Genomic DNA, 19,883 nt, shown 5'->3' with positions numbered 1-19,883 from the left:
TTGCTACTGCTTTGGATGGACAAGAGAACGTTTAATAAAAGCTGTTCAAGAAAATCAGTATCCAATTAAACATATACGAGAGCAAGTTCAAGCTAATCGTTGTGGATGTGAGATTAATAACCCACAAGGTGCCTGTTGTTTGGGCAATGTCACTACATTCATTCGGAATCTTGACAAGAGTTAATTTGAATATTCACCGTTTGTTTTTTTAATATCTCTTCGACGGAAATATTGAGCCATTCTGAAAGCTCTTCATTAGATGGGAAATCTTGAGTTTTTACGACTTCCCCATTAACTATTGTGATAGGTAAATTGTTCAAATCAGCATCCATTAGCGTCTTTACTTGTTCATTAGAATTAAATACTTCTGTATGGCTTAGTAAACTATATCTGTTAATGTCATAACCTTTTACAAATAAATTATTAGCAGCTGCAGAGAAACGAATGGAATTCATTTTAGCTTTAGGATCTGTAACGTTGGTTGAACAACATCCCCCTGAATCAAACACATCGATTTTTTTCATGGTAGTGGTCTCCTTTTTCGATTCAAATCAAATGATGTAACGGTAAATCCCAAATAACTAATTCTCATCTGCAGGACAACACCCCTTATCTTCGGGTTCATTACAACATGTTTCTTCATTTTCGATATTCACTTTTCGTTGAACCTTAGCATCTGGACAACAAATTTCATCTGTAAACTTAACTGAGTCATTATTCATTACCTCTCACCTCCTTACAATGGCACGGAATATTATTTGCGTTATGCAAATATATAAAATGAAAAATATACATGATTATCCTACCAATCGACTGAAATAACATAAAAATCGGGCGTTTTATTATCAACTGTTGTTTTCATTATATTATAATTATTTGCAAAATGCAAATATAAAATTAATCAACTCCATTCATCCCAATACATCCATGTATTATTCAAAACTGACTGTATTTGATTAGTTCAGGAGTTATGGTTTTCGAAGGAACCGTGTAATATGTTGTACAACATATTTAGCATCTGCTCCTACACCTCGTATCGTAGCTGACGCAAATGACCGCTGATTCGCTAATCCTACATAATACAGTCCCGGAACTTCTGTGCTCACACCGGCAACATGCTGTGGTCTGCCATCCATAGCAAGCGCACCAGTCTGATGAAGAAACGGAATATTAGGACGATAGCCCGTGGCAAATATCACACTGTCGACGGGTTCCTTATCTCCATTCGCCCAAATGACACCTTCAGGATAAAAACCTGAGAACATTTGTTTTTGATTCGGATTGCCGTTGTCTATTTTCTTACGGTATCCACCAAGGTCGAATACAGAAACGGGACTCGGAGGTTCCTTACCGATTCGATAGAATGGAAATGTATCAACTCCAGTCATTTTCAACCAGAAATGAAGATCAAGCCCTAGAAATCGTTGACGAGTAAATTTGACTGGATGTTGAACAGCTAAAGATACGGTGGCATAATCGGCCAGTTCTACTGCGATTTGAACGCCCGAGTTTCCCCGTCCCACAACGATAACACGCTGCTCGCGAAACGGTTCAGGTCGTTTATATTCGGACGAATGAAGAAGGTTTCCTTGAAAAGACTCAGTTCCAGGAAGATTAGGAATATATGGACGATGAAAAGAACCCGATGCGCTAATAGTCGATTTGGTTCGATATCTCTTGCCATTTAAAGTTATGATATCAAAGCCGCCGTTGACAGCTTCGACTCGTTCCACTTTGCTATTTAACATTAATGGAAGTTTGAACTTCTCAGCGTATACACGTAGATAGGAGATGACCTCATCACGTAACGGGTACTCGTTTGAATCTTTTGGGAAAGCGAAACCTGGTAATGACGAATATCGTGCAGGAGAAAACAACTTAAGGCTATCATAATATTGTGGCCAAGCCCCCCCCGGCTGATCACCGGCTTCCAAGATCATGAAATCCAGTCCAGCCTTTTGCAAATGATAACCGGATGCGAGACCCGCCTGCCCACCACCAATGACAATGGTATCTACAACTTTGGACATTGTTGTTCATCCTTTCTTTTTAACCGAGAATGTAGTTAACAGCAGTTATTCTTATTTAACGCATAGATCAACAGTTCTAGGCTCTCTGTAACCTGCTCCCGTTTGTTCTCCGGTATATCATTCATAATCTTTCCAAAGTATGCATTAAGAACAGCACTAATTTGCTCATTTAAAACCTGTCCCTTGGTTGAAAGCATCAGCTTCACATAACGCCTATTGTTCGGATCAATAATTCTTTCAACCCAATGATCTGCTACTAAGTTATTTACCGTTCTGCTCATGGTGCTTTTATCCAGATTAAGTACATTAGCCAGATCTATGAGTGAGATTTCACCCGCAAGCCCAATTTCCATAATAGCATGGCATTGTCCGATCGTTGCTCCGCAACACATGAGTTGTGTTTTCTCTAGAGCACCAATGTTTTTATCGAAAGCTCTCATTAAATTCCTAAGTAAATCTACATTTTCCATGGTTTCACCTCAATAATGAATAGAGAAATATTACGAACCTTTAACCCCTTTATACAGGCTATATCCTATCTTGCCATCTAGTACAGCTTTAAAAAAAATCTTCTCGTTCTCCATAACCTTAAATACACCTTTAATTCCATGCTTCTGCACAATCCGTTTCAAGGTTATCAGTCTTTCGGGTAAAGTAAGCAGCTTCGAATGATGCTTAACATCTCGATCTTTTCGAACCTTCCAGAATTTTTCCGGTTGTGACCATTCTTCATACTCCGCAATAATGTTGACGACACCCGATTTTCTCAGCATTTCATTCCATTGCTCTAATTCCAAAGGAGTCGTTCCGTACCTTTCAGCTAGTTCTTCCTTCTCATTTTCCGTCACTTGCTTTTTCCAGATGGATTCATGGATCACTACGGTACCACCAGGTTTCACAACACGCACCATTTCATTCAGAACCTGTTCTGAATCATCCGGGATTCCAACCGCACATTCATTAATTACCACATCAAAGGTATCATCACCAAAGGGTAAAGCCTGAGAATCTCCCTGACGGAAGGAGACACAGCCCGTCATACCGGCCAATCTAGCAGAGTTCGACGCGGACTCGATCATTTTTACTGAGATGTCTAATCCAGTCACCTGAACCCCATAGTTCTCTGCATAAAATATTGCTTGAGTTCCTCTTCCACTGGATACATCCAAAACCCGCATCCCCTGTTTAAGCTCTGCAATCTCTGCAGTGCGTTTAGTTAAAGCAAAGCCTCCAGGATGCAGTGTTTCTATTCCACTAATCTCAATGGCATCCTCAATGGTTGGTTGATGTATTCCTTTTCTTTTCATCTTCATCCCTCCCACTAAAATGTAACACACAACTGTTGTATTTTACAACAGTTAAATAAAAAAAGACTATGTCCGTTTGGAAATAGTCTTCACATGGTAGAATTTTATTGATTGTGAAGGGTAAATGTCAGAAGAAAATAATGTTTTAGACTGAAAATTATCAAGACCTAAACTTATGAAAATCAAATAAAATATAGAGTTCTACATATTATGCATGACTAATATGTGGAACCCTTTATGTTTAACTCCCTCGATACGATATAGTTTTCTCACTAATACTCGCTTATTCGCAGGATTTCGCCCGGTGGGTAAGGGGTGAAAGATCAGAAGGGGAACTCCGTGTTAGACTTCGGCAACATGAAGACGCACGGGAATAGTGGGGAACATATCCTGCCCCATATAATTCCATTTACTGCACGCTTTCTCCACGCCTCCCTTGGAGGTTTTCACTCCCATGTCTCAACGGGTCTGTGCCCTCTCATTCCTTCGTTACGCCTGTCCAAGGGGTGGAGGCCGGTCTTGCTATCGTTACGGGTCTGTGCCCTTTGGTTAAATATATCCGGTACTCCGTGCTTTCTTTGAAATCCTGCAAATAAGCCAATACTCGTGCTACGAAACGGTAGGTTATAGGTTAAGCTGCGAGCTGAATAGGCATTGTTTTTGGAGGGTTGTAAGCTTCGCCACTGCGGGCCATCCCTACAAGTATTCGAGCTAACTTTCCACACAGTTTCATAATAGACCTCATTTTCTTCATCTTCTTTACTTGTACATTGTAGGTATGCATGGCTTTAAACTCCGAATTACTTGCTACTAAACTCATGGTCATCATAAAGATGAAACGGCGGAGACGAGATCGTCCTCGTTTGCTAATCTTCATTTGTCCAGTCCATTTGCCTGAACTAGCTTCTGCGAGGTTTAGCCCAGCATGGCGCAGCAAGGCATTGCCGTGCACAAATCCGCTTAAATCCCCTGCCTCACCTAGAATACCGGCTAGTGAAATAACACTTATCCCTTTGACAGCAAGCATGGATTCAGCAAATGGAATACGTTTTAGAACGGCAACAATCTCTGTCTCTACCGTTTTTAGTTGCAGGCAAGCAAGGTCGTACTCATCGAGAAGTTGCTTCAAGTGAAGTTTGTAGGCATGCAATGCTTGCTTAGTGCCAACAGAACGGCTAGCAAAAGAGATAAGAGCTTTGGCCTTTGGTTCACCAGAATGCCGTTTCATAACCGATTTCCAACCTTGCAGGACGTCTTGAGGCTGAAGTTTATACAATTCTTCGGGTGTAGGAAAAAGACGAAGTGTGGCTAGTGAACCTGTACACATGATGTTTTTGAAGACTTGTCGCAGCTCAGGAAAAACAACGTCGACCCAGCGATGGATTTGGTTCTTCGCACTAACGAGTCTCGTTACGACAGAGTCGCGGTTTGAGAGAAAGACACGTAATTCTTCGAAGGCTTCTGGTGTGTTGCGAATGAACAAATAATAGCCGTTTTTGACCATATCAGCGATGACCAGAGCATCCTTTTTGTCGCTCTTGGATGGCGTATTGTCGCGGTTCTCCTTATTTTTTCTCACGAGATGTGGATTGACTAGAACGACTTCAAACTGGCGATCCGAAAGCCAGTTGGATAGGCTAAACCAATAGTGCCCGGTAGGCTCCATACCAACAATAGCCTCCGTTAAAGCGTGTGTGGATTGCAACGTTTGAATCCAACGAAGAAGGAATTGAAAACCCTCTTCATCATTAGAAAAGGATAGAGGATTACCGACCACGATTCCTCGAAAGTTAACAGCACGAGCGACATGCGTTTGCTGAGCAATGTCGATTCCTACGACTAGATGCTGGGCGGTAATTTTTTCAATGAGTTGATTTTGTCTGTCCTGCGATTTAAACTTCATAGTAGAGCGTCCTCCTGGATGATGGGATTTAAAGGGCTATGACCCGTTGCGTACTCCCATCGTACCGAGGCGCTTGTTTTTTTGCAAAGCTGATAATTAACGCTCTACAGGAATGCTATCGTGTCCAGTTAGCTTAATAGATTACTGCCTTGATTACATAATTAAATTTATTCTTTAACTTTCAATAACCTTAAACTGTTTAATGTCACAAGCAATGTTGCCCCCATATCGGCAAATATTGCTATCCATAGCGTTAACCAACCAGGCATAACTAACAGTAATGCCACTATTTTAATTGCTAAAGAGAAGGTAATATTTTGTTTGATGATGACACGAGCTTTGCGGCTTAATTTAATGGTATATGGCAATTTTCTTAAATCATCAGACATTAACGCAATGTCAGCCGTTTCTAAGGCTGTGTCAGTCCCGGCACCACCCATCGCTACACCAACAGTAGAAGCTGCAAGTGCTGGTGCATCGTTTACGCCATCCCCGACCATTGCTACACTATGATGCTTTGCTCGAAGTTCTTTAATAAAATTCAACTTATCTTCGGGTAGTAAATCAGCTTTAATATCAGAAACACCGACTTGTTTTCCAATTGCTGCTGCGGTTCTTTGGTTATCACCGGTCAGCATCACTGTCTCAATTCCCATATAATTTAATTTACTGATGACTTCTTTGGACGATTCTCTCATTTCATCTGCTACGGCAATTAACGACAGAATCTTTATTTTCGTCCCTAACACCATTACAGTTTTTCCTTCTGTTTGCATATGAATAATTTTTTCTTTAATAGAAGTTTCAATCGTTTGATGCAATTCTTCAAAAAGATATGGACTTCCAACATAATACATTTCATTATTTACTTTTGCTTTTACCCCTTTACCTGTTATAGATTGGAACTCTTCAACTGACAGGCTATTAAAATTCAATCCAATTTCTTCTGCTTTTCTCATAATGGCTGAAGCAAGTGGGTGTTGCGATCCTTTTTCTATAGCTGCAGTTACCATCATTAATTCGTTTTCGTTTCCACTATACGTCACGATGTCTGTTACTGCAGGAATACCTTTTGTTAATGTCCCAGTTTTATCAAAAGCAATCGCTTTAAGGGCTCCTGCTTCTTCTAAATGGATTCCACCTTTGATCAAAACACCATTTCTTGCAGCATTTCCTATTGCAGTGACGACGGCAACCGGAGTTGAAACAACTAATGCACACGGACAACCAACCACTAATACAGCTAAACCTTGATAAATCCATTCACTCCAATCACCGCCAAATAGTAATGGAGGAGCAACAGCGATTAACAGAGCCAAGACAACAATAGCTGGTGTATAGTATTTCGCAAATTTATCGACGAACGCTTGAGAAGGTGCTCGTTCTGCTTGAGCTTCTTCAACAAGATGAATAATTTTTGAAAGTGTAGTATCTTCAACTCGTTTTGCTACTCTAACTTCAAGCAACCCTTCTTCATTCAAAGTTCCAGCAAACACTTCATCATCAATTGTTTTTGTTACTGGAACACTTTCACCCGTAATCGCAGCCTGATTTAACGTAGAAGTACCTTTAATGACAACTCCATCCATAGCCAATTTTTGACCAGGCTTTACGATCATAATATCTCCAACTTGAATATCATCAACGTGGATCATCATTTCTTCATTTCCACGACGAATTAACGCTTCTTTTGGAGCAATATCCATCAATGATTCAATAGATTGACGAGCCTTATCCATTGAATAACGCTCTAATGCTTCACTGATAGCGAAAAAAATAACAACTGTTGCTCCTTCACCCCATTCACCAATTACCGCGGCTCCTAAAATAGCAATGGTCATTAACGTATTCATATCGAATTTTAATCTGCTTATGTTTTTTAGACCTTTAATAAATAGTGAATATCCGCCAATTAAAATGGACGCTGCATAACCAATCGTCGGAAGAAGATGATCTTCCCCATATTGCTCTCCTAAAAACCAACTAATAACAAGCAATATAGCTGAAATATACACCTTAATGTTTTCTTTTTGCTTCCAAAATGGTTCACGTTCTACTCTTTGTTCTTTTTCATCGCGAATCTTTAGATTTTCAAATGCTCCAGCTTTTTCTAATTCTGCAATTGTTGTCGTACCTTTAACATAAACTTTAGATGCTCCAAAATTCACTTTTGCATCATGTACACCTGGTAGTTCTTTAACATTATTTTCAAAGATAGCTGCACAGTTTGTACAGGTAAACCCTTGAACCCTATAGGTTTTCATTTCTTGTTCGGATAATTTCGTTTGTTGATCAGACATTTATCTCAACCTCCTTACTATGTGCTAAAGCAATAATGATTAACTGTTTAATGTGTTCATCAACTAATGAATAGAATGCCAACTTCCCTTCTTTTCGATACTTCACAACCCCTTGTTTATGAAGTGTTCGTAAGTGATGAGAAGCATTAGCCACCGTTGACCCTATTATATTTGCTATGTCACAAACACATAGCTCTTCATCCGTACACAATGCATAGGTGATTTTTGCTCTATTTTCATCAGCTATAGCTTTAAACAATTGGGAAACACTAGATATATCAATTGTTTGTAAATCCCCGCGTATTCGAATCACCTTTTCTTCATCGTAACAATAAATCTCACAAGTATCTTTTTTACCCATTTTCTCACTCCATTATCATTCAAGTGTCTGTTTGAATATACTATACTCTTTTTTCGGAAATATTCAAGTGGATACTTGAATGAAATTAAAAAAAGAATTAGGAATCCTAATTCTTTAAACAAAATTTATTGAGCTATCCTGCTTAAAATTGGTTTGTTCATAGTTATTACCAAGGGGGAAACCTAGAAAATAAAAAACAATATGTTATTAATAGGCATTAGAAGAACACTTACAAAACTGTGTGATATAATCCGGGTAAACAAGAGGAGTGTGGATAGGTGCCTCAAAGGGAGAGTTTAGAAACGAACCAAATTTCCGTATACGTAGTAGCCTTAATTGTTGGAGGGATAGTGGGATTAATAAGTCCACGAATAGGTGGCTTCCTAGAATCCTTGGTTTCCTTTGTGATTGCTGTCCTTTAATTCAGTATGTTTTGTCAAATTCCATTTCTGAAATTAAAGGAAGCATTCTCTAATGGACGCTTCATAGGAGCCTTATTGCTTGTTAACTTTATCTTAATTCCCTTGCTTGTATTCTTATTAATCAAGGTTTTTCCTCAGCCTACCCCAGTTCTAATTGGAGTTTGCTTGGTACTTCTAACTCCATGTATAGACTATGTCATAGTATTTACCCAATTGGGTAAAGGAAATGAAAAGTTAATTCTTGCTTCTACTCCAGTACTTTTTGTTGTCCAAATGATTATGCTGCCTTTTTATCTTTGGCTGTTCATTGGTAATGAGGCATCACAAATAGTTAGAATTGGTCCTTTTATTGAAGCTTTTGTTTATTTAATCATCATTCCTTTACTATTCGCTTTAGCTATTCAGTTCTCAAATAAAAAAAGCACACGAGGTATTAAAGCACTGGACTACACTGCGTGGCTCCCCGTCCCGCTTATGGCATTCGTACTCTTTTTAGTGATAGGCTCTCAAATTGATAGGGTTGTAAAGGATTTCAATGTCATTATTGCAGTGATACCAATTTATGTATTATTTCATATTGTGTCACCAGTTATTTCTCGAACGATATCATCTATTTTTCGTATCGGGCCACCAGATGGGCGTGCACTGATTTTTAGCGCAGGAACACGAAATTCCCTTGTTGTACTTCCTCTGGCCCTTACCTTACCAGAAGAGATGGCTACAATCGCAGCATCAGTAATAGTAACCCAAACAGTAATTGAATTGATCGCAGAACTGTTATATATCAATTTCGTGCCTAATTATATTTATAGAGATCTAAAGGTAAATGAAAATTGAGGCTAGAAAGTATTACACTAACGGGGAAACTATAGCCCAATCAACGGCAACTGGCCAATTTGATGTCTGCTGTTGTTATTAAATTTAGATTACGTTAAACACCCAACCCTTCTTTTGTAACAGTGGATAGACTGTATAAAGAATTTAGCGTTAAAGGTGCAGGGGTGTACGCGATGGTCGACGATATACTCGGAGATAAAAAAACTCGTCAATACGATTGGTTTTCAAAATAAAGAGGTTGAACTCAGAGGATTTATTCAGGTGGTTAAGAATATTTCAAGTAAACATAATCTTACTTTTGTTGAGATGTTCCAAGCTTATTTAAATTGGAAAGACATAGAACATTAACAAAAATAATGTTTCAACTAACGTGGAACGTTAGTTCAATGAAATAGCGACAGTCTAGGACTTTATTTTCTCGTCCTTTGCTGTCGCTGTTTCAATTTCTTGGGTCAGTTTAAACTTATTTATGGGGTCTGACGGTATGACAATTCGAAAAGCCGCGTGAAATAAAGATATTCAGTCTAATACTTTATTTTCTGCTGACATAAAACCCTCTCAACACATCACGCATTTCTTGCTTGATATTGATGTCTGGACGTTTTTCTTTGGCCAAAGCTTCCGCTTCTTCTACGGTAGAAGCCATTTCTAGTTCAAGTAAAACTCCAGTGGCTACTGTTCCTGTGCGATTACGACCCCCTGCACAATGAAAATACACCGTCTTTCCACTGTTCACTGCGTCTGTAACTGCCTGAATAGCTGCTTTCACATAAGACCCTTGGCCTGCTTCATCCTCTACGATTGGGAAGTGATGACGGGTTACTTCGGTTGGAAAGCCTTCTGCCTCCGTTCCGTTATCTCTCAAATCAAACACATCTGTAATCTCATTCTCTTTAAGGGCTTCAAGCAAAGCATTCTCTCCACCAATATATACTTTATTCTCGATAAGTGCGTGGTAATTTGCCATAATAGCTCTCTCCTGTCGGCTTAACAGCAGTTGCTGCCGCCACTCATAGTTAGTCCTGCGTCTTGCTCGTCCTGCACAAAATCAAGGACAAGTCCGCCGATTTGGTCAGCCACCCGGGAATCTGCCGCAATTTGAATATGATTTACTACGCTCACCGCATCATTTTCTTGCGGTTTCTCAAGCGACAATTGATAACTGGGTCCACAGCATCCTGCTCCGGAATATGCAAACCGCAAAGTAGAGACCCCTGCCTCCTTCATCATGTTCTCAATAAACTGCTTCGCTTCATCCGTAATCGTCATTTTTCCTCATTCACTCTCTTTCCTATCTTGAGATACTTTCCCGTCAAAGCTTTCAATTGTTCATACCCTGTAATTTCGTCCGGTTTCCAAGGAATGATTGCCACATGACCATTAGAGATTTCTTTAACCTTACTAATCCATTGTAGCTCGGCATGAGCACGCCCATTCAGAACTTTGTCATTTGTTCCTGCAGCAGCAAAGCTTTGGTTGATGGCCCACCATTTTGTTGGAATGCCGGCACGCTCCAGATCACACTCTAAACGAGAGGCTTCATAAAAAGGTGTTGCCTCCGCTAACGTGACGATTACGACACTGGTTTCCTTCGGATTACGAAGACGAGGGAGCAAATGTTGAACGGAATCTGGAATCCATCCAGAGGAACGGGCAATTTCTTTATGATACTCCTGAGTTGCATCAAGCAATAATAGGGTGTGTCCGGTCGGCGCCGTATCAATCACTACGATTTCCTCTTCTGAATGTTCAACCAAATCAGCAAAAGCCCTAAACACTGCGATTTCCTCTGTGCACGGCGATCTTAAATCCTCTTCTAGAAAAGCGAGTCCCTCTTCATCAAGCGATTCCGAATTTTGTTGAATGACTGCTGCCTGGTATCTCTCCAGTTCGATTTTGGGATCGACTCGACTGAGTGTGATGCGATCTGAATTCTCTCCAAACACATACTCTAGATGGGCGGCAGGATCAGTCGTACTGAGATGGACCCGGTGTCCACGTTCTGCAAGCCCTACAGCAATCGCAGAAGCTACCGTGGATTTTCCTACGCCTCCTTTACCAATTGTAAAGATCACTCGAATACCACTTTCCTCCAGATCATTAATCAAACCACCAAGATCCGGAATGGAACGGTCAATCTCCACAGCATTTACTTTTTCGGTAGATGCCAACGGATCCGATTGGAAAAGATTACGTAAGCTTTCAAGTCCAGTCACGTTAAATGGAGCTAATGGAATAACATAATTCGGCAGTTCCTGGAGTTCAGCAGGCAATTGTTCCAAAGCCCGCCGCTGCCTGTTATAAAACCCTTTAGATACAGGGTCCTCTTCGCTGTGAGATAACAGCAAACCATTAATGACCAGCATTTGGTTCTTGATACCTGTTCCCCGAAGTTCTGACGATGCACGTGCTGCTTCCATTAGCGGAGATTGTTCCGGACGGGTAACCAGAATTAGCGTCGTCATTTCACCATCTGATAAGGTGCGGACGGCTTCGTTATATAGTGTTTTTTTGGATTTTAAACCAGCCAGAGGCCCCAGACAAGATGCACCATGCGTACTTTCATCCAGAAATCCACTCCACGCCGATGGCAATTGTAATAAACGCAGTGTATGACCTGTAGGTGCGGTATCAAACAGAATATGATCAAATTGAGACTTTAATTGTTCATTAGTAAGCAGCGTCGTAAATTCATCAAAAGCTGCAATTTCAACGGTACATGCACCGGATAGCTGTTCTTCCATGGTGCTGATAACTGAATCAGGTAGGACTCCACGATACGGGGCAACAACTTTCATTTTATACTCTTCCGCAGCGGACTCCGGATCTAAATTTGCGACAAAAAGATTGGGCACACCTTCAATTGCGACGGGTTGATTGGACAACTCCCGGCCGAAGACATCTTGCAAATTAGAGGCCGGATCGGTACTCACGAGCAGAACCCGTTTACCGGCGTCCGCTAAGGCAACTGCTACTGCACAAGCAGTTGAAGTCTTCCCAACGCCACCTTTACCTGTAAAGAAAAAATATGGCGTTTTCAGGATGGTATGTGGATCGAACCGAATAGACATGTTGACCCTTCTTTCGTTTATTGTGACTTCACTTTTAGATCTAAACGCACTCTAGGCTTCATCGTAAGTTCAAAAGCCGGAATCCCTGTCCAGTTCTCTAACTCTTCATTAGTAGGATAACCTTGTTTCTTAACGACCTGACCATCTACCATAATTACAGGTAATACATTTGGGCCTTCATCAGTCAGTAATTGTTTAACAACTTCATTCGCAACAAAAGCAGCCGGCTCACTGGACAAGTTATAACGGGAAACATTGACGTCCCTTTTCTTCAGGTTATGCACCACTGCAGAGATCCGAATTAATTCCGGATCAACACTCGGACCACATACTCCTGTGGAACAACACATCGCTGGATCATAGATTTCAATAGAGTTCATATATTTAATCTCCTTTCTGTAGAAAAAAACCGGGATTTCTCCCGGCTGGACTATTCCTTATTCGCCGGTTTCAGCAAATTGTTTAATTCGTGCTCCGACCTGATCACGGACCTGCTGGAATACAGCCCATTTCTCTTCGTCAGTTCCTAGCGCTTTCGCAGGATCATCAAATCCCCAGTGTTCCCGTTTCACCTTTGGAGGTGTAATCGGGCACTTATCAGCAGCGTCTCCACACAAGGTAACCACCAGATCAGCGTTATTTAATAGCTCTGAATCAATAATATCGGATGTCTGAGACGTGATATCAATACCTACTTCATTCATAGCTTTCGCTGCTTTAGGGTTAAGACCATGTGCTTCGATACCTGCACTGTAAATATTCCACTCATCACTGAGGTATTTCTTTGCCCAGCCTTCAGCCATCTGGCTCCTACAAGAGTTTCCAGTACACAAAAAGTAAATTGTTTTCTTTTCCATGATAGATAATCTCCTTTATATTGAAGGTAATAGTAACTATATTTTTGATGCTTTGTTTAGGCAGCAGGTGACGGTTTATTAAAGTACTTCTTTCCGAACCATAATGAGACGTTTACAAGCCCGATAAGAACAGGCACCTCAACAAGCGGTCCGATAACAGCGGCAAATGCCGCCCCTGAATTTAATCCGAACACACCGATGGCCACTGCAATACCCAGTTCAAAATTGTTGCTGGCTGCAGTAAAAGAAAGTGAGGCTGCTACCGGATAAGAAGTTCCCGCTTTTTTGGACATCCAGAAGGACAAGAAAAACATAATGACAAAGTATATTAATAACGGTATAGCGATTCTAACGACATCCATAGGTAGCTGAATCATTAAATCTGCTTTAAGTGAAAACATCAACACGATTGTAAATAAAAGGGCAATCAAAGTAAGAGGACCAATCTTTGGCAAGAAAACCTTCTCGAACCAAGCCTCACCCTTTGTCTTCAGCGCAATCACTCGCGTCAATATTCCAGCTGCAAATGGAATACCCAAGTAAATCATTACGCTTTCCGCAATTTGCCCCATCGTAATGTCTACAACTGCTCCCTGTACGCCAAACCATCCGGGCATTACTGTGATGAACAGATATGCAAAAACGGAATAAAAAATAATTTGGAATATGGAGTTAAAAGCTACTAAACCTGCTGTATATTCCGGGTCGCCTTTTGCCAGATCACTCCATACGAGAACCATAGCAATACATCGAGCCAAACCTATCATGATCAAACCAATCATGTATTCCGGCATATCGCTCAGAAATAAGATGGCTAACAGAAACATTAATACTGGACCGATAATCCAGTTCTGCACCAAGGAGAGCAGTAGGACTTTCCAATCCTTAAATACTCTTCCCAGTTTCTCAAACTTCACTTTAGCCAGCGGTGGATACATCATCAGAATCAATCCCACGGCTATAGGAATTGAAGTCGATCCGACCTGCATCTTCGATAAACCTTCCGAAAAGCTAGGTATCAAAAAGCCGATCAAAATCCCAATTCCCATTGCCGCAAAGATCCATAAGGTTAAATAACGATCCAAGAAAGACAACTTCTTTTCTCTTTGACTCATATTGTTCAATCTCCTTTGATAAGTTTTCCTTATCACTTAGATCCTTGCACGTATTAATTACAAGAAATTCTAAGACCTTTCTTATCGAGCTCTTCCAATTCATGATCTTGTGAAGGAACAAAGTTCAGCAATTTCTGAATTAACTCATTATGAATACTATTAGAATTGATCGAATAAAAAATCCATTGACCCTTCCGATTTTCCTTTACCAGACCTGCATCCTTTAGTTTGCGTAAATGCTGACTGACAGACGGTTGACTCGTTTTGAAAACTTCGACAAGTTCGCATACACAGCATTCTTGCTTCTCCAACAGTTTCATCATGGTAAGCCTCGTTTTATCCCCCAATAGCTTTAATACCAATGATATTTCATCCAAATCATCTAGAGAAAAACTCATATTCCGTTCCTCCTTTTCCTTCATCATTATATAACCATATGCTTATATAAGCATATGGTTATATAAAAATCGGGATCTAAATGTTCCTTCATGAGACTTAAATCATTCGATTAATCACAATCAGCCTCAGTATAGTTCTCTTTTAACAAAGACAGCAACGTCTGAGTATCGGGTAGAGTATCTAGAACGGTTTGAATAAAAGGCTTATCATCCACATCAAGTGAATAGTATACCCATTGTCCACCTCTTCTTTCCTTAACCATTCCCAGCGCCTTTAATTTCCTTAAATGTTGACTGACATTGGGCTGAGTCATATCTAAAATCCCCACTAGATCACACACACACCATTCTTTATCTTTCAGTAGTCCCATTATTGTGAGTCTGGTTTTGTCACCTAATAATTTCAGTTTTCCAGCCATTTCCATATCGAACATATACACAGTCCTCTCAAGAATACGAACAAAATAATATATAATCATATATTATTGTTTGATTCCTTCAAAATCAAGAAAGGCTATTTCTGTAGATACATTAGGTTTATTTAAAATTTTGCCAGATCTTCGAACCTCATTGTACCTTTTCCACTCTTGAAGGCAATGCGGACAATGCTCATCCACATGACCACAACTGAATACTCGATGATACTACACCCGAAATCGATACAAAGATTTTTACTCATTAACTGGTATTTTCATTTCCTTCAATAGCGCAATAACTTTCTGTTGGATTTCGTCCCTTGCAGCTCTTACGTCTCCCAGAAGACCATCATGTGTTAACGGATCAATAACATTCCATTGAACATTTTTGATGGCAAAGGGAACGATTGGACATTTTTCATTGACTTGTTCACATAACTTTATAATGACTTTCGATTGCATAAACGTTTTCATGTCAATTGTTTTTGAGCTTTTGTTTGAAATATCAATTCCTATTTCCTTCATGACTTCAATGGTATATGGATGGATATCTCCGGATTCAAGTCCGGCACTTTCAGCGACCACATGATCACCACCATAATGTCTGGCAAAAGCCTCGGCTATTTGACTTCGGCAACGATTCTGGATACAAAGAAAATAAAGATGAATTGGTTGTTGCATTCTTCTCAACCCCTTTCTATTTGTATATCATTATATAATTAAATCATTATATAATAATCGCGCTTTATGTTATCGCAATGTAAAAACTTAATAAAGCCACACTAATTTTATAATATCGACCTTCCAAAATCATGATTTACCCATTTCGATTTTTAGTTGCATTTTGCAAGTTTTACGATTATAACTTATGTATGAGGTGAAAATAATGGAAAACGCACGAGAGTTATTTCAAATAATGACTCGGCGCTTAGGCTTACTGAATAACTGCGTAGCACGCGATCCTTCCCAGAAGAACGCAAAATCCTAATGATCAAAGTGTACGTACTTTATCTCACTGCAGATGTGGCACACCAGCAACAGGGTGATTCCCCTTATTTATTTCTGCATTAAATTATTAATCCTGCGATGAATATTTGATTTCTAGGTTCGAACAGAACATCGTATTTATGTGATTATTGTGATAAATAAATATATTTTATATAGGGGGAAGGTACAGATGATGACTGCGTTAATTGTTCGTAAGGCAACATCAGCGGATACAGAAAGTATCCTTCGCATTTATAATCAGGGTATTGAGGATCGGATTGCTACATTGGAAACCGAGTCCAAAGATTCGTCTTATATGGAAGCATGGTTCCAAGATCACCAGGGACGTTTTAGCGTTGTTGTAGCGGAAAGAGAAGGAGAAGTGCTTGGTTGGGCCTCTCTTAACCCCTATTCACAACGATGCGCCTATAGGGGCGTAGCTGATCTTTCTATTTATATTGATCGCAGGTTTCGTGGGCAAGGTATCGGCAGCTCTCTATTGAAGTCCTTAGAGCAGATAGCAAAAGAAAATGAATTTCATAAAATCGTTCTCTTCACCTTCCCATTCAATCAAGGGGGCCAAAGATTATATCTAAAGATGGATTATCGACAGGTTGGCATTTTTGAGAAGCAAGGTGTTATGGATGGGGAATTTATAGACGTGATGATTATGGAGAAACTGTTGTAAAAAAAAGGTTTGATGTACTTACAATTTGCCGAGTATCTCTTAGTGTAACCATTTCCTAACTATTCTCTCAATTTAACATCTTAAAAAATGAATTTATGGCATGTATTCTCGTCTTTTTTTGGAAAAGGGATTAAGTTCTTGCCCAGGGTCTAAATAATAAGTGAACCGCACTTGGACGAATTACAAAAGGTAAATACGTAGTCTGATCCGTAGTAATATGTAGAAAAGCCTTTGTTAACTTTATATTTCTTTTGAAACAAACTGTATTATTGGGATTTCAGAAATGAGTTTTACGATGATACCTTCAAATTGATTATCTAATCGTAGTGAGAATTCTCAATCCCTGTAAGTATTTTTCTGCTGCTTTCTTCTCTTCACTCATTCCTTTTGACATTGCCAACCGCATTGGGAGAAAGGAAATCTCTTCAGGATCAAATGTAGGTTTACTTTCGAAGGGACAATATGTTGTGATCATAAGCGTTTCATCATTAGTATATTTCAGCATTTTTTTCTTCTTTAGATTAAACAAGATCATTGTGTCAGTTTCTTTGTATGAGGTATCAATTAAAGGTCTAATCTGTAATTTGGCATACTGATTAGCGATTGTTAGCCATTTTATTGAAATGTTTACTAGCTACTTCCCATAATAAGTGATTTAATATCCACTTCATCATCCGATAATCACTGCGATTAAAGACCATCAATAGCTCCTTAAAGCCTTCTTCAAAAAAATGAAATGGAAGATCAAAAGGTTTTATATTTTTATGAGTATATCTCTTCCCCTCATTTATAAAAGGGTTGATATGGTAAACACTCTCTTTCCAAAACACGTAAGCATAGGCGTAGGGACAAATAGGTGGGAACTTTTCATCTCTTCTCTTGTACATACCAACAAATCTCTTTATACAATGTTGATGTTTTTTTAGGGTAGTACACAAAAGGTGTTTTTCAAATGCTTCTAGTGTTTTTGCAAGCGATAAATAAATATCTTTATAGTTCATTTCCACAGTATCTCTATTGGGTACATCAATATTCAAATCAAAAATTGATGAGTAGTGAACTTCGTCAGTATTTACTTGTACAAGGTTTATCATTTCTTCCATCTAGTTTAAATTCGACACTAAAAAAGGTCTGAAGATCACTGTTTTTTGAAGACATTCTATATTTTCTTCTGTTAGGCTTAACCATGCGATAACATTAGGATCTTTTAAGGTACGACTAGCTACTAAATGCTGTTGGACATCTTGATTATTTATGCATTCTTCACAATTGCAAATAAACCCCGATTCGTACTCATGTCGGGGTAATAAATAGGGGATGGATTTCTTACAAGATGGACATTCGCTGTCTAAGGCACACAGATGAAACGGACAAGTTTCTATAAATTTGAATTGATGCAACAAGCTATGATAATTCAGTTTCATGCATTCTTTGCAAAAATGAAGAGTGTCTCTAAACAGGGATTCTGACTTGATGTAGGTTGGAAACATCTGAGTTAATCTTTTTTTTATGCCCTCGGTATGGTCACTTAATGAATACCCTAGTGCTTGAGTAAGTTTTTGGTGATCGAATCCTTCAAAAGTCCATAAACTTAAATATTTTTTACTAATAATAGAACCGCCTGTTATTGGAAGCTCTGGTCCATATCTCTGCAACAGTTGCCGTGAGTTTACAACATTTGCTTTCTTGATCTTTTCAATGATAGACCAAGACGATTCGAATCCCTTCAAGGGACTATCCACTTGATTCATACTCATCAGACTGCTCCACCTTACTTTGAGTGTTAATTTTTTCTCTTATTTCAACGAATTTTTCTAACTTTCCCTTCAATATTTCGACTAAACGAGATCTCCCGTGCATACTTCCCTCTTCAATTTGTTGATTAATCATGGAAATCTGTTGATCGTAATAAGGAAGAAAAGAAGAATCGATGTAAAAGCTTGAGCACTTAAACATTATACAGGGCTGTTCATGAGTTTGACTCAAAAATTGACAATGGGTACGAGGGGATTTAATACAATAACCTTGTTCAAGTCTGATTTCAGTTAGATTTCTCTTTAACCAATCGATATCTACATTATTTTCATAGGCCTGATCAAGGATTTTAGTCTGGATGACCTCACCGGTTATCGGGTCTAGGCGTACAGCCCCATACTCATGAGAATGTTCCCAAATAACTTGTAAATTATGATCGTGGATCTTGGCATAAATAACAGCCATTTCTGGAGTTACATTTGACAATAGTTTTTGTACATCTAGGATACTGGCCCCATTACTGATTTTTTTTATACCAAAACGGTGGCGAAATGGTGACGCTCCAAACCGAAATATTTTACCGTTCAGGTCTATAATTTGTTGCTGCTCAGCAAAAATATTCAGTTGACGTATAAGAGAAGGTTGCAAATATGTTCTGCCACGATCTTTCATTTTTCCCTTATATCTCAGAAACAAGAAGTGTTCGGGGTTTTCTTCTTCTGAAAATTTTTCATGAATAAATATCTTTTGTGCTTTCACCATGCTATAAATATCTTCACTTATTGGAACTGATTTGATTTTATCTCGCTCTGAAACAATCCAATACCCATCGTCTCTTTTTTGCAAGCAGTCTAGTTTAAGTGTAAGAAGATCAACTAAATGAAATCCAGTCGCCTCCAATAAAATAACGATAGGCCACATATTGAGGATCTAATAAATGAATTTTGTTGGTTATTTGTTCCCAAATATTATCATTTAAATAGTTATATTCGGTGATCTTTTTTTTCTCTAATTTTGGTCTATCTTCTTGATAAATCAACGACCTTGAGGGTTTCAGAGGTGCTTCTTCCCATCCATATCGTTGCAGATAGGTTATGAAATTTTCAATATTTGCAATCATCGACCAAATACCATAATCGCTAGGGGGTTGATTATGGTATTGTGATGGGCTTTTCCCTCCCATTGGATTCCTTTTAAGAAAATCTACATACTCTATAAAGTCTTGGCGTGTCATTTCCTGTAGAGTATAGTGATTTGGAAGGTCGTTGTTGGAATGATACGGATTGGATTTTTATTCTCCTCATACCGATTAGTAAGAAAGGGATTGTCCGTTAAAATTGTATTTTTGCCAACCATAATGCCCTGCACATTCCCCCGAAATAGATGGATGAATTCCATATCCTCATTGGAAAACAAAGAAAAAAGCTCCTTACTCG

Annotated in this window: 23 protein-coding genes and 2 pseudogenes; 3 read left to right on the top strand and 22 right to left on the bottom strand. The window is 39.1% G+C overall.

Translation table 11 applies throughout. From position 1 onward, the window contains the following. Positions 1-184: pseudogene (locus tag CA598_RS33380) on the top strand (putative iron-sulfur cluster-binding metallochaperone); the annotation flags it as partial. Here the strand turns inward: CA598_RS33380 and CA598_RS27400 are convergent. The 8 genes from CA598_RS27400 to CA598_RS27370 form a co-directional block, all read right to left on the bottom strand. Further along, positions 159-524: an arsenic metallochaperone ArsD family protein gene (locus CA598_RS27400; RefSeq protein WP_094873122.1), complete on the bottom strand. Its 366-nt coding sequence runs from the start codon at positions 522-524 to the stop codon at positions 159-161. The pseudogene CA598_RS33380 and the gene CA598_RS27400 sit on opposite strands and share 26 nt — an antisense overlap. A gap of 57 nt (positions 525-581) precedes the next feature. Further along, a complete protein-coding gene (locus CA598_RS32455) occupies positions 582-722 on the bottom strand; it encodes a hypothetical protein (RefSeq protein ID WP_179281709.1) in 141 nt (46 codons plus the stop codon). A gap of 246 nt (positions 723-968) precedes the next feature. After that, positions 969-2,030 carry an FAD-dependent oxidoreductase gene (locus tag CA598_RS27395; protein WP_094873123.1) on the bottom strand — a complete coding sequence of 354 codons (1,062 nt, stop codon included), beginning with the start codon at positions 2,028-2,030 and terminating at the stop codon, positions 969-971. A gap of 35 nt (positions 2,031-2,065) precedes the next feature. Further along, entirely contained in the window at positions 2,066-2,500 is a 435-nt protein-coding gene (locus tag CA598_RS27390; RefSeq protein WP_094873125.1) for a MarR family winged helix-turn-helix transcriptional regulator, read from the bottom strand. A 30-nt stretch (positions 2,501-2,530) separates the two neighbouring features. After that, positions 2,531-3,337 carry a class I SAM-dependent methyltransferase gene (locus CA598_RS27385; RefSeq protein WP_179281710.1) on the bottom strand — a complete coding sequence of 269 codons (807 nt, stop codon included), beginning with the start codon at positions 3,335-3,337 and terminating at the stop codon, positions 2,531-2,533. Positions 3,338-3,968: 631 nt separating this feature from the next. Further along, positions 3,969-5,240, bottom strand: coding sequence for an IS110 family RNA-guided transposase (locus CA598_RS27380; protein WP_094873128.1), 1,272 nt, complete (start codon positions 5,238-5,240; stop codon positions 3,969-3,971). Positions 5,241-5,407: 167 nt separating this feature from the next. Further along, positions 5,408-7,540: a heavy metal translocating P-type ATPase gene (locus CA598_RS27375; RefSeq protein ID WP_094873129.1), complete on the bottom strand. Its 2,133-nt coding sequence runs from the start codon at positions 7,538-7,540 to the stop codon at positions 5,408-5,410. After that, on the bottom strand, positions 7,533-7,901 hold the full coding sequence (locus CA598_RS27370; RefSeq protein WP_094873130.1) for an ArsR/SmtB family transcription factor: 369 nt from the start codon (positions 7,899-7,901) through the stop codon (positions 7,533-7,535). The genes CA598_RS27375 and CA598_RS27370 overlap by 8 nt, the downstream gene beginning before the upstream one ends. A 278-nt stretch (positions 7,902-8,179) precedes the next feature. Between CA598_RS27370 and CA598_RS27365 the strand changes: the two are divergent. Further along, positions 8,180-9,160: pseudogene (locus CA598_RS27365) on the top strand (arsenic resistance protein). Positions 9,161-9,692: 532 nt separating this feature from the next. Here CA598_RS27365 and CA598_RS27360 read toward each other — a convergent pair. The 9 genes from CA598_RS27360 to CA598_RS27320 form a co-directional block, all read right to left on the bottom strand. Then, positions 9,693-10,127 (bottom strand): protein-tyrosine phosphatase family protein, encoded by a 435-nt coding sequence (locus CA598_RS27360; protein WP_094873131.1) that lies wholly within the window; start codon positions 10,125-10,127, stop codon positions 9,693-9,695. A gap of 20 nt (positions 10,128-10,147) precedes the next feature. Then, positions 10,148-10,429, bottom strand: coding sequence for an iron-sulfur cluster biosynthesis family protein (locus CA598_RS27355; protein WP_094878541.1), 282 nt, complete (start codon positions 10,427-10,429; stop codon positions 10,148-10,150). Then, positions 10,426-12,231 carry an arsenical pump-driving ATPase gene (arsA, locus tag CA598_RS27350; RefSeq protein WP_094873134.1) on the bottom strand — a complete coding sequence of 602 codons (1,806 nt, stop codon included), beginning with the start codon at positions 12,229-12,231 and terminating at the stop codon, positions 10,426-10,428. The genes CA598_RS27355 and arsA overlap by 4 nt, the downstream gene beginning before the upstream one ends. Positions 12,232-12,248: 17 nt before the next feature. After that, the gene (arsD, locus tag CA598_RS27345) at positions 12,249-12,611 is read right to left on the bottom strand and encodes an arsenite efflux transporter metallochaperone ArsD (protein ID WP_094873135.1); all 363 of its coding nucleotides are present in this window, start codon (positions 12,609-12,611) and stop codon (positions 12,249-12,251) included. 57 nt (positions 12,612-12,668) lie between these two features. After that, entirely contained in the window at positions 12,669-13,088 is a 420-nt protein-coding gene (gene arsC / locus CA598_RS27340; RefSeq protein ID WP_094873137.1) for an arsenate reductase (thioredoxin), read from the bottom strand. A gap of 56 nt (positions 13,089-13,144) precedes the next feature. Then, entirely contained in the window at positions 13,145-14,203 is a 1,059-nt protein-coding gene (gene arsB, locus CA598_RS27335; RefSeq protein WP_042128004.1) for an ACR3 family arsenite efflux transporter, read from the bottom strand. A 53-nt stretch (positions 14,204-14,256) separates the two neighbouring features. Further along, on the bottom strand, positions 14,257-14,601 hold the full coding sequence (locus tag CA598_RS27330) for an ArsR/SmtB family transcription factor (protein WP_094873138.1): 345 nt from the start codon (positions 14,599-14,601) through the stop codon (positions 14,257-14,259). Between the two features lie 110 nt (positions 14,602-14,711). Further along, on the bottom strand, positions 14,712-15,035 hold the full coding sequence (locus CA598_RS27325; protein WP_094873140.1) for an ArsR/SmtB family transcription factor: 324 nt from the start codon (positions 15,033-15,035) through the stop codon (positions 14,712-14,714). Between the two features lie 237 nt (positions 15,036-15,272). Further along, complete coding sequence (locus CA598_RS27320; RefSeq protein ID WP_042127998.1) at positions 15,273-15,698, bottom strand: arsenate reductase ArsC; 426 nt, start codon at positions 15,696-15,698, stop codon at positions 15,273-15,275. A 499-nt stretch (positions 15,699-16,197) separates the two neighbouring features. Here CA598_RS27320 and CA598_RS27315 point away from each other — a divergent pair, with 499 nt between their 5' ends. Continuing rightward, entirely contained in the window at positions 16,198-16,692 is a 495-nt protein-coding gene (locus CA598_RS27315) for an arsinothricin resistance N-acetyltransferase ArsN1 family A (RefSeq protein ID WP_042132212.1), read from the top strand. A gap of 596 nt (positions 16,693-17,288) precedes the next feature. Here the strand turns inward: CA598_RS27315 and CA598_RS27305 are convergent. The 5 genes from CA598_RS27305 to CA598_RS27285 form a co-directional block, all read right to left on the bottom strand. Beyond that, the gene (locus CA598_RS27305; RefSeq protein WP_143812186.1) at positions 17,289-17,795 is read right to left on the bottom strand and encodes a hypothetical protein; all 507 of its coding nucleotides are present in this window, start codon (positions 17,793-17,795) and stop codon (positions 17,289-17,291) included. After that, the gene (locus tag CA598_RS27300) at positions 17,796-18,449 is read right to left on the bottom strand and encodes a TniQ family protein (RefSeq protein WP_094873144.1); all 654 of its coding nucleotides are present in this window, start codon (positions 18,447-18,449) and stop codon (positions 17,796-17,798) included. Then, entirely contained in the window at positions 18,427-19,368 is a 942-nt protein-coding gene (locus CA598_RS27295; protein ID WP_143812187.1) for a site-specific integrase, read from the bottom strand. The genes CA598_RS27300 and CA598_RS27295 overlap by 23 nt, the downstream gene beginning before the upstream one ends. After that, the gene (locus CA598_RS27290) at positions 19,319-19,630 is read right to left on the bottom strand and encodes a hypothetical protein (RefSeq protein WP_094873147.1); all 312 of its coding nucleotides are present in this window, start codon (positions 19,628-19,630) and stop codon (positions 19,319-19,321) included. The genes CA598_RS27295 and CA598_RS27290 overlap by 50 nt, the downstream gene beginning before the upstream one ends. Before the next feature lie 47 nt (positions 19,631-19,677). Next, positions 19,678-19,883 (bottom strand): dihydrofolate reductase family protein (locus CA598_RS27285; RefSeq protein ID WP_256990671.1); only part of this gene is annotated, 206 nt, incomplete at its 5' end.

This window comes from Paenibacillus sp. VTT E-133291, from assembly GCF_002264395.1.
In the GTDB taxonomy this organism is placed as follows: domain Bacteria; phylum Bacillota; class Bacilli; order Paenibacillales; family Paenibacillaceae; genus Paenibacillus_AQ; species Paenibacillus_AQ nitricinens.
This window is presented reverse-complemented; position numbering and strand designations above follow the sequence as displayed.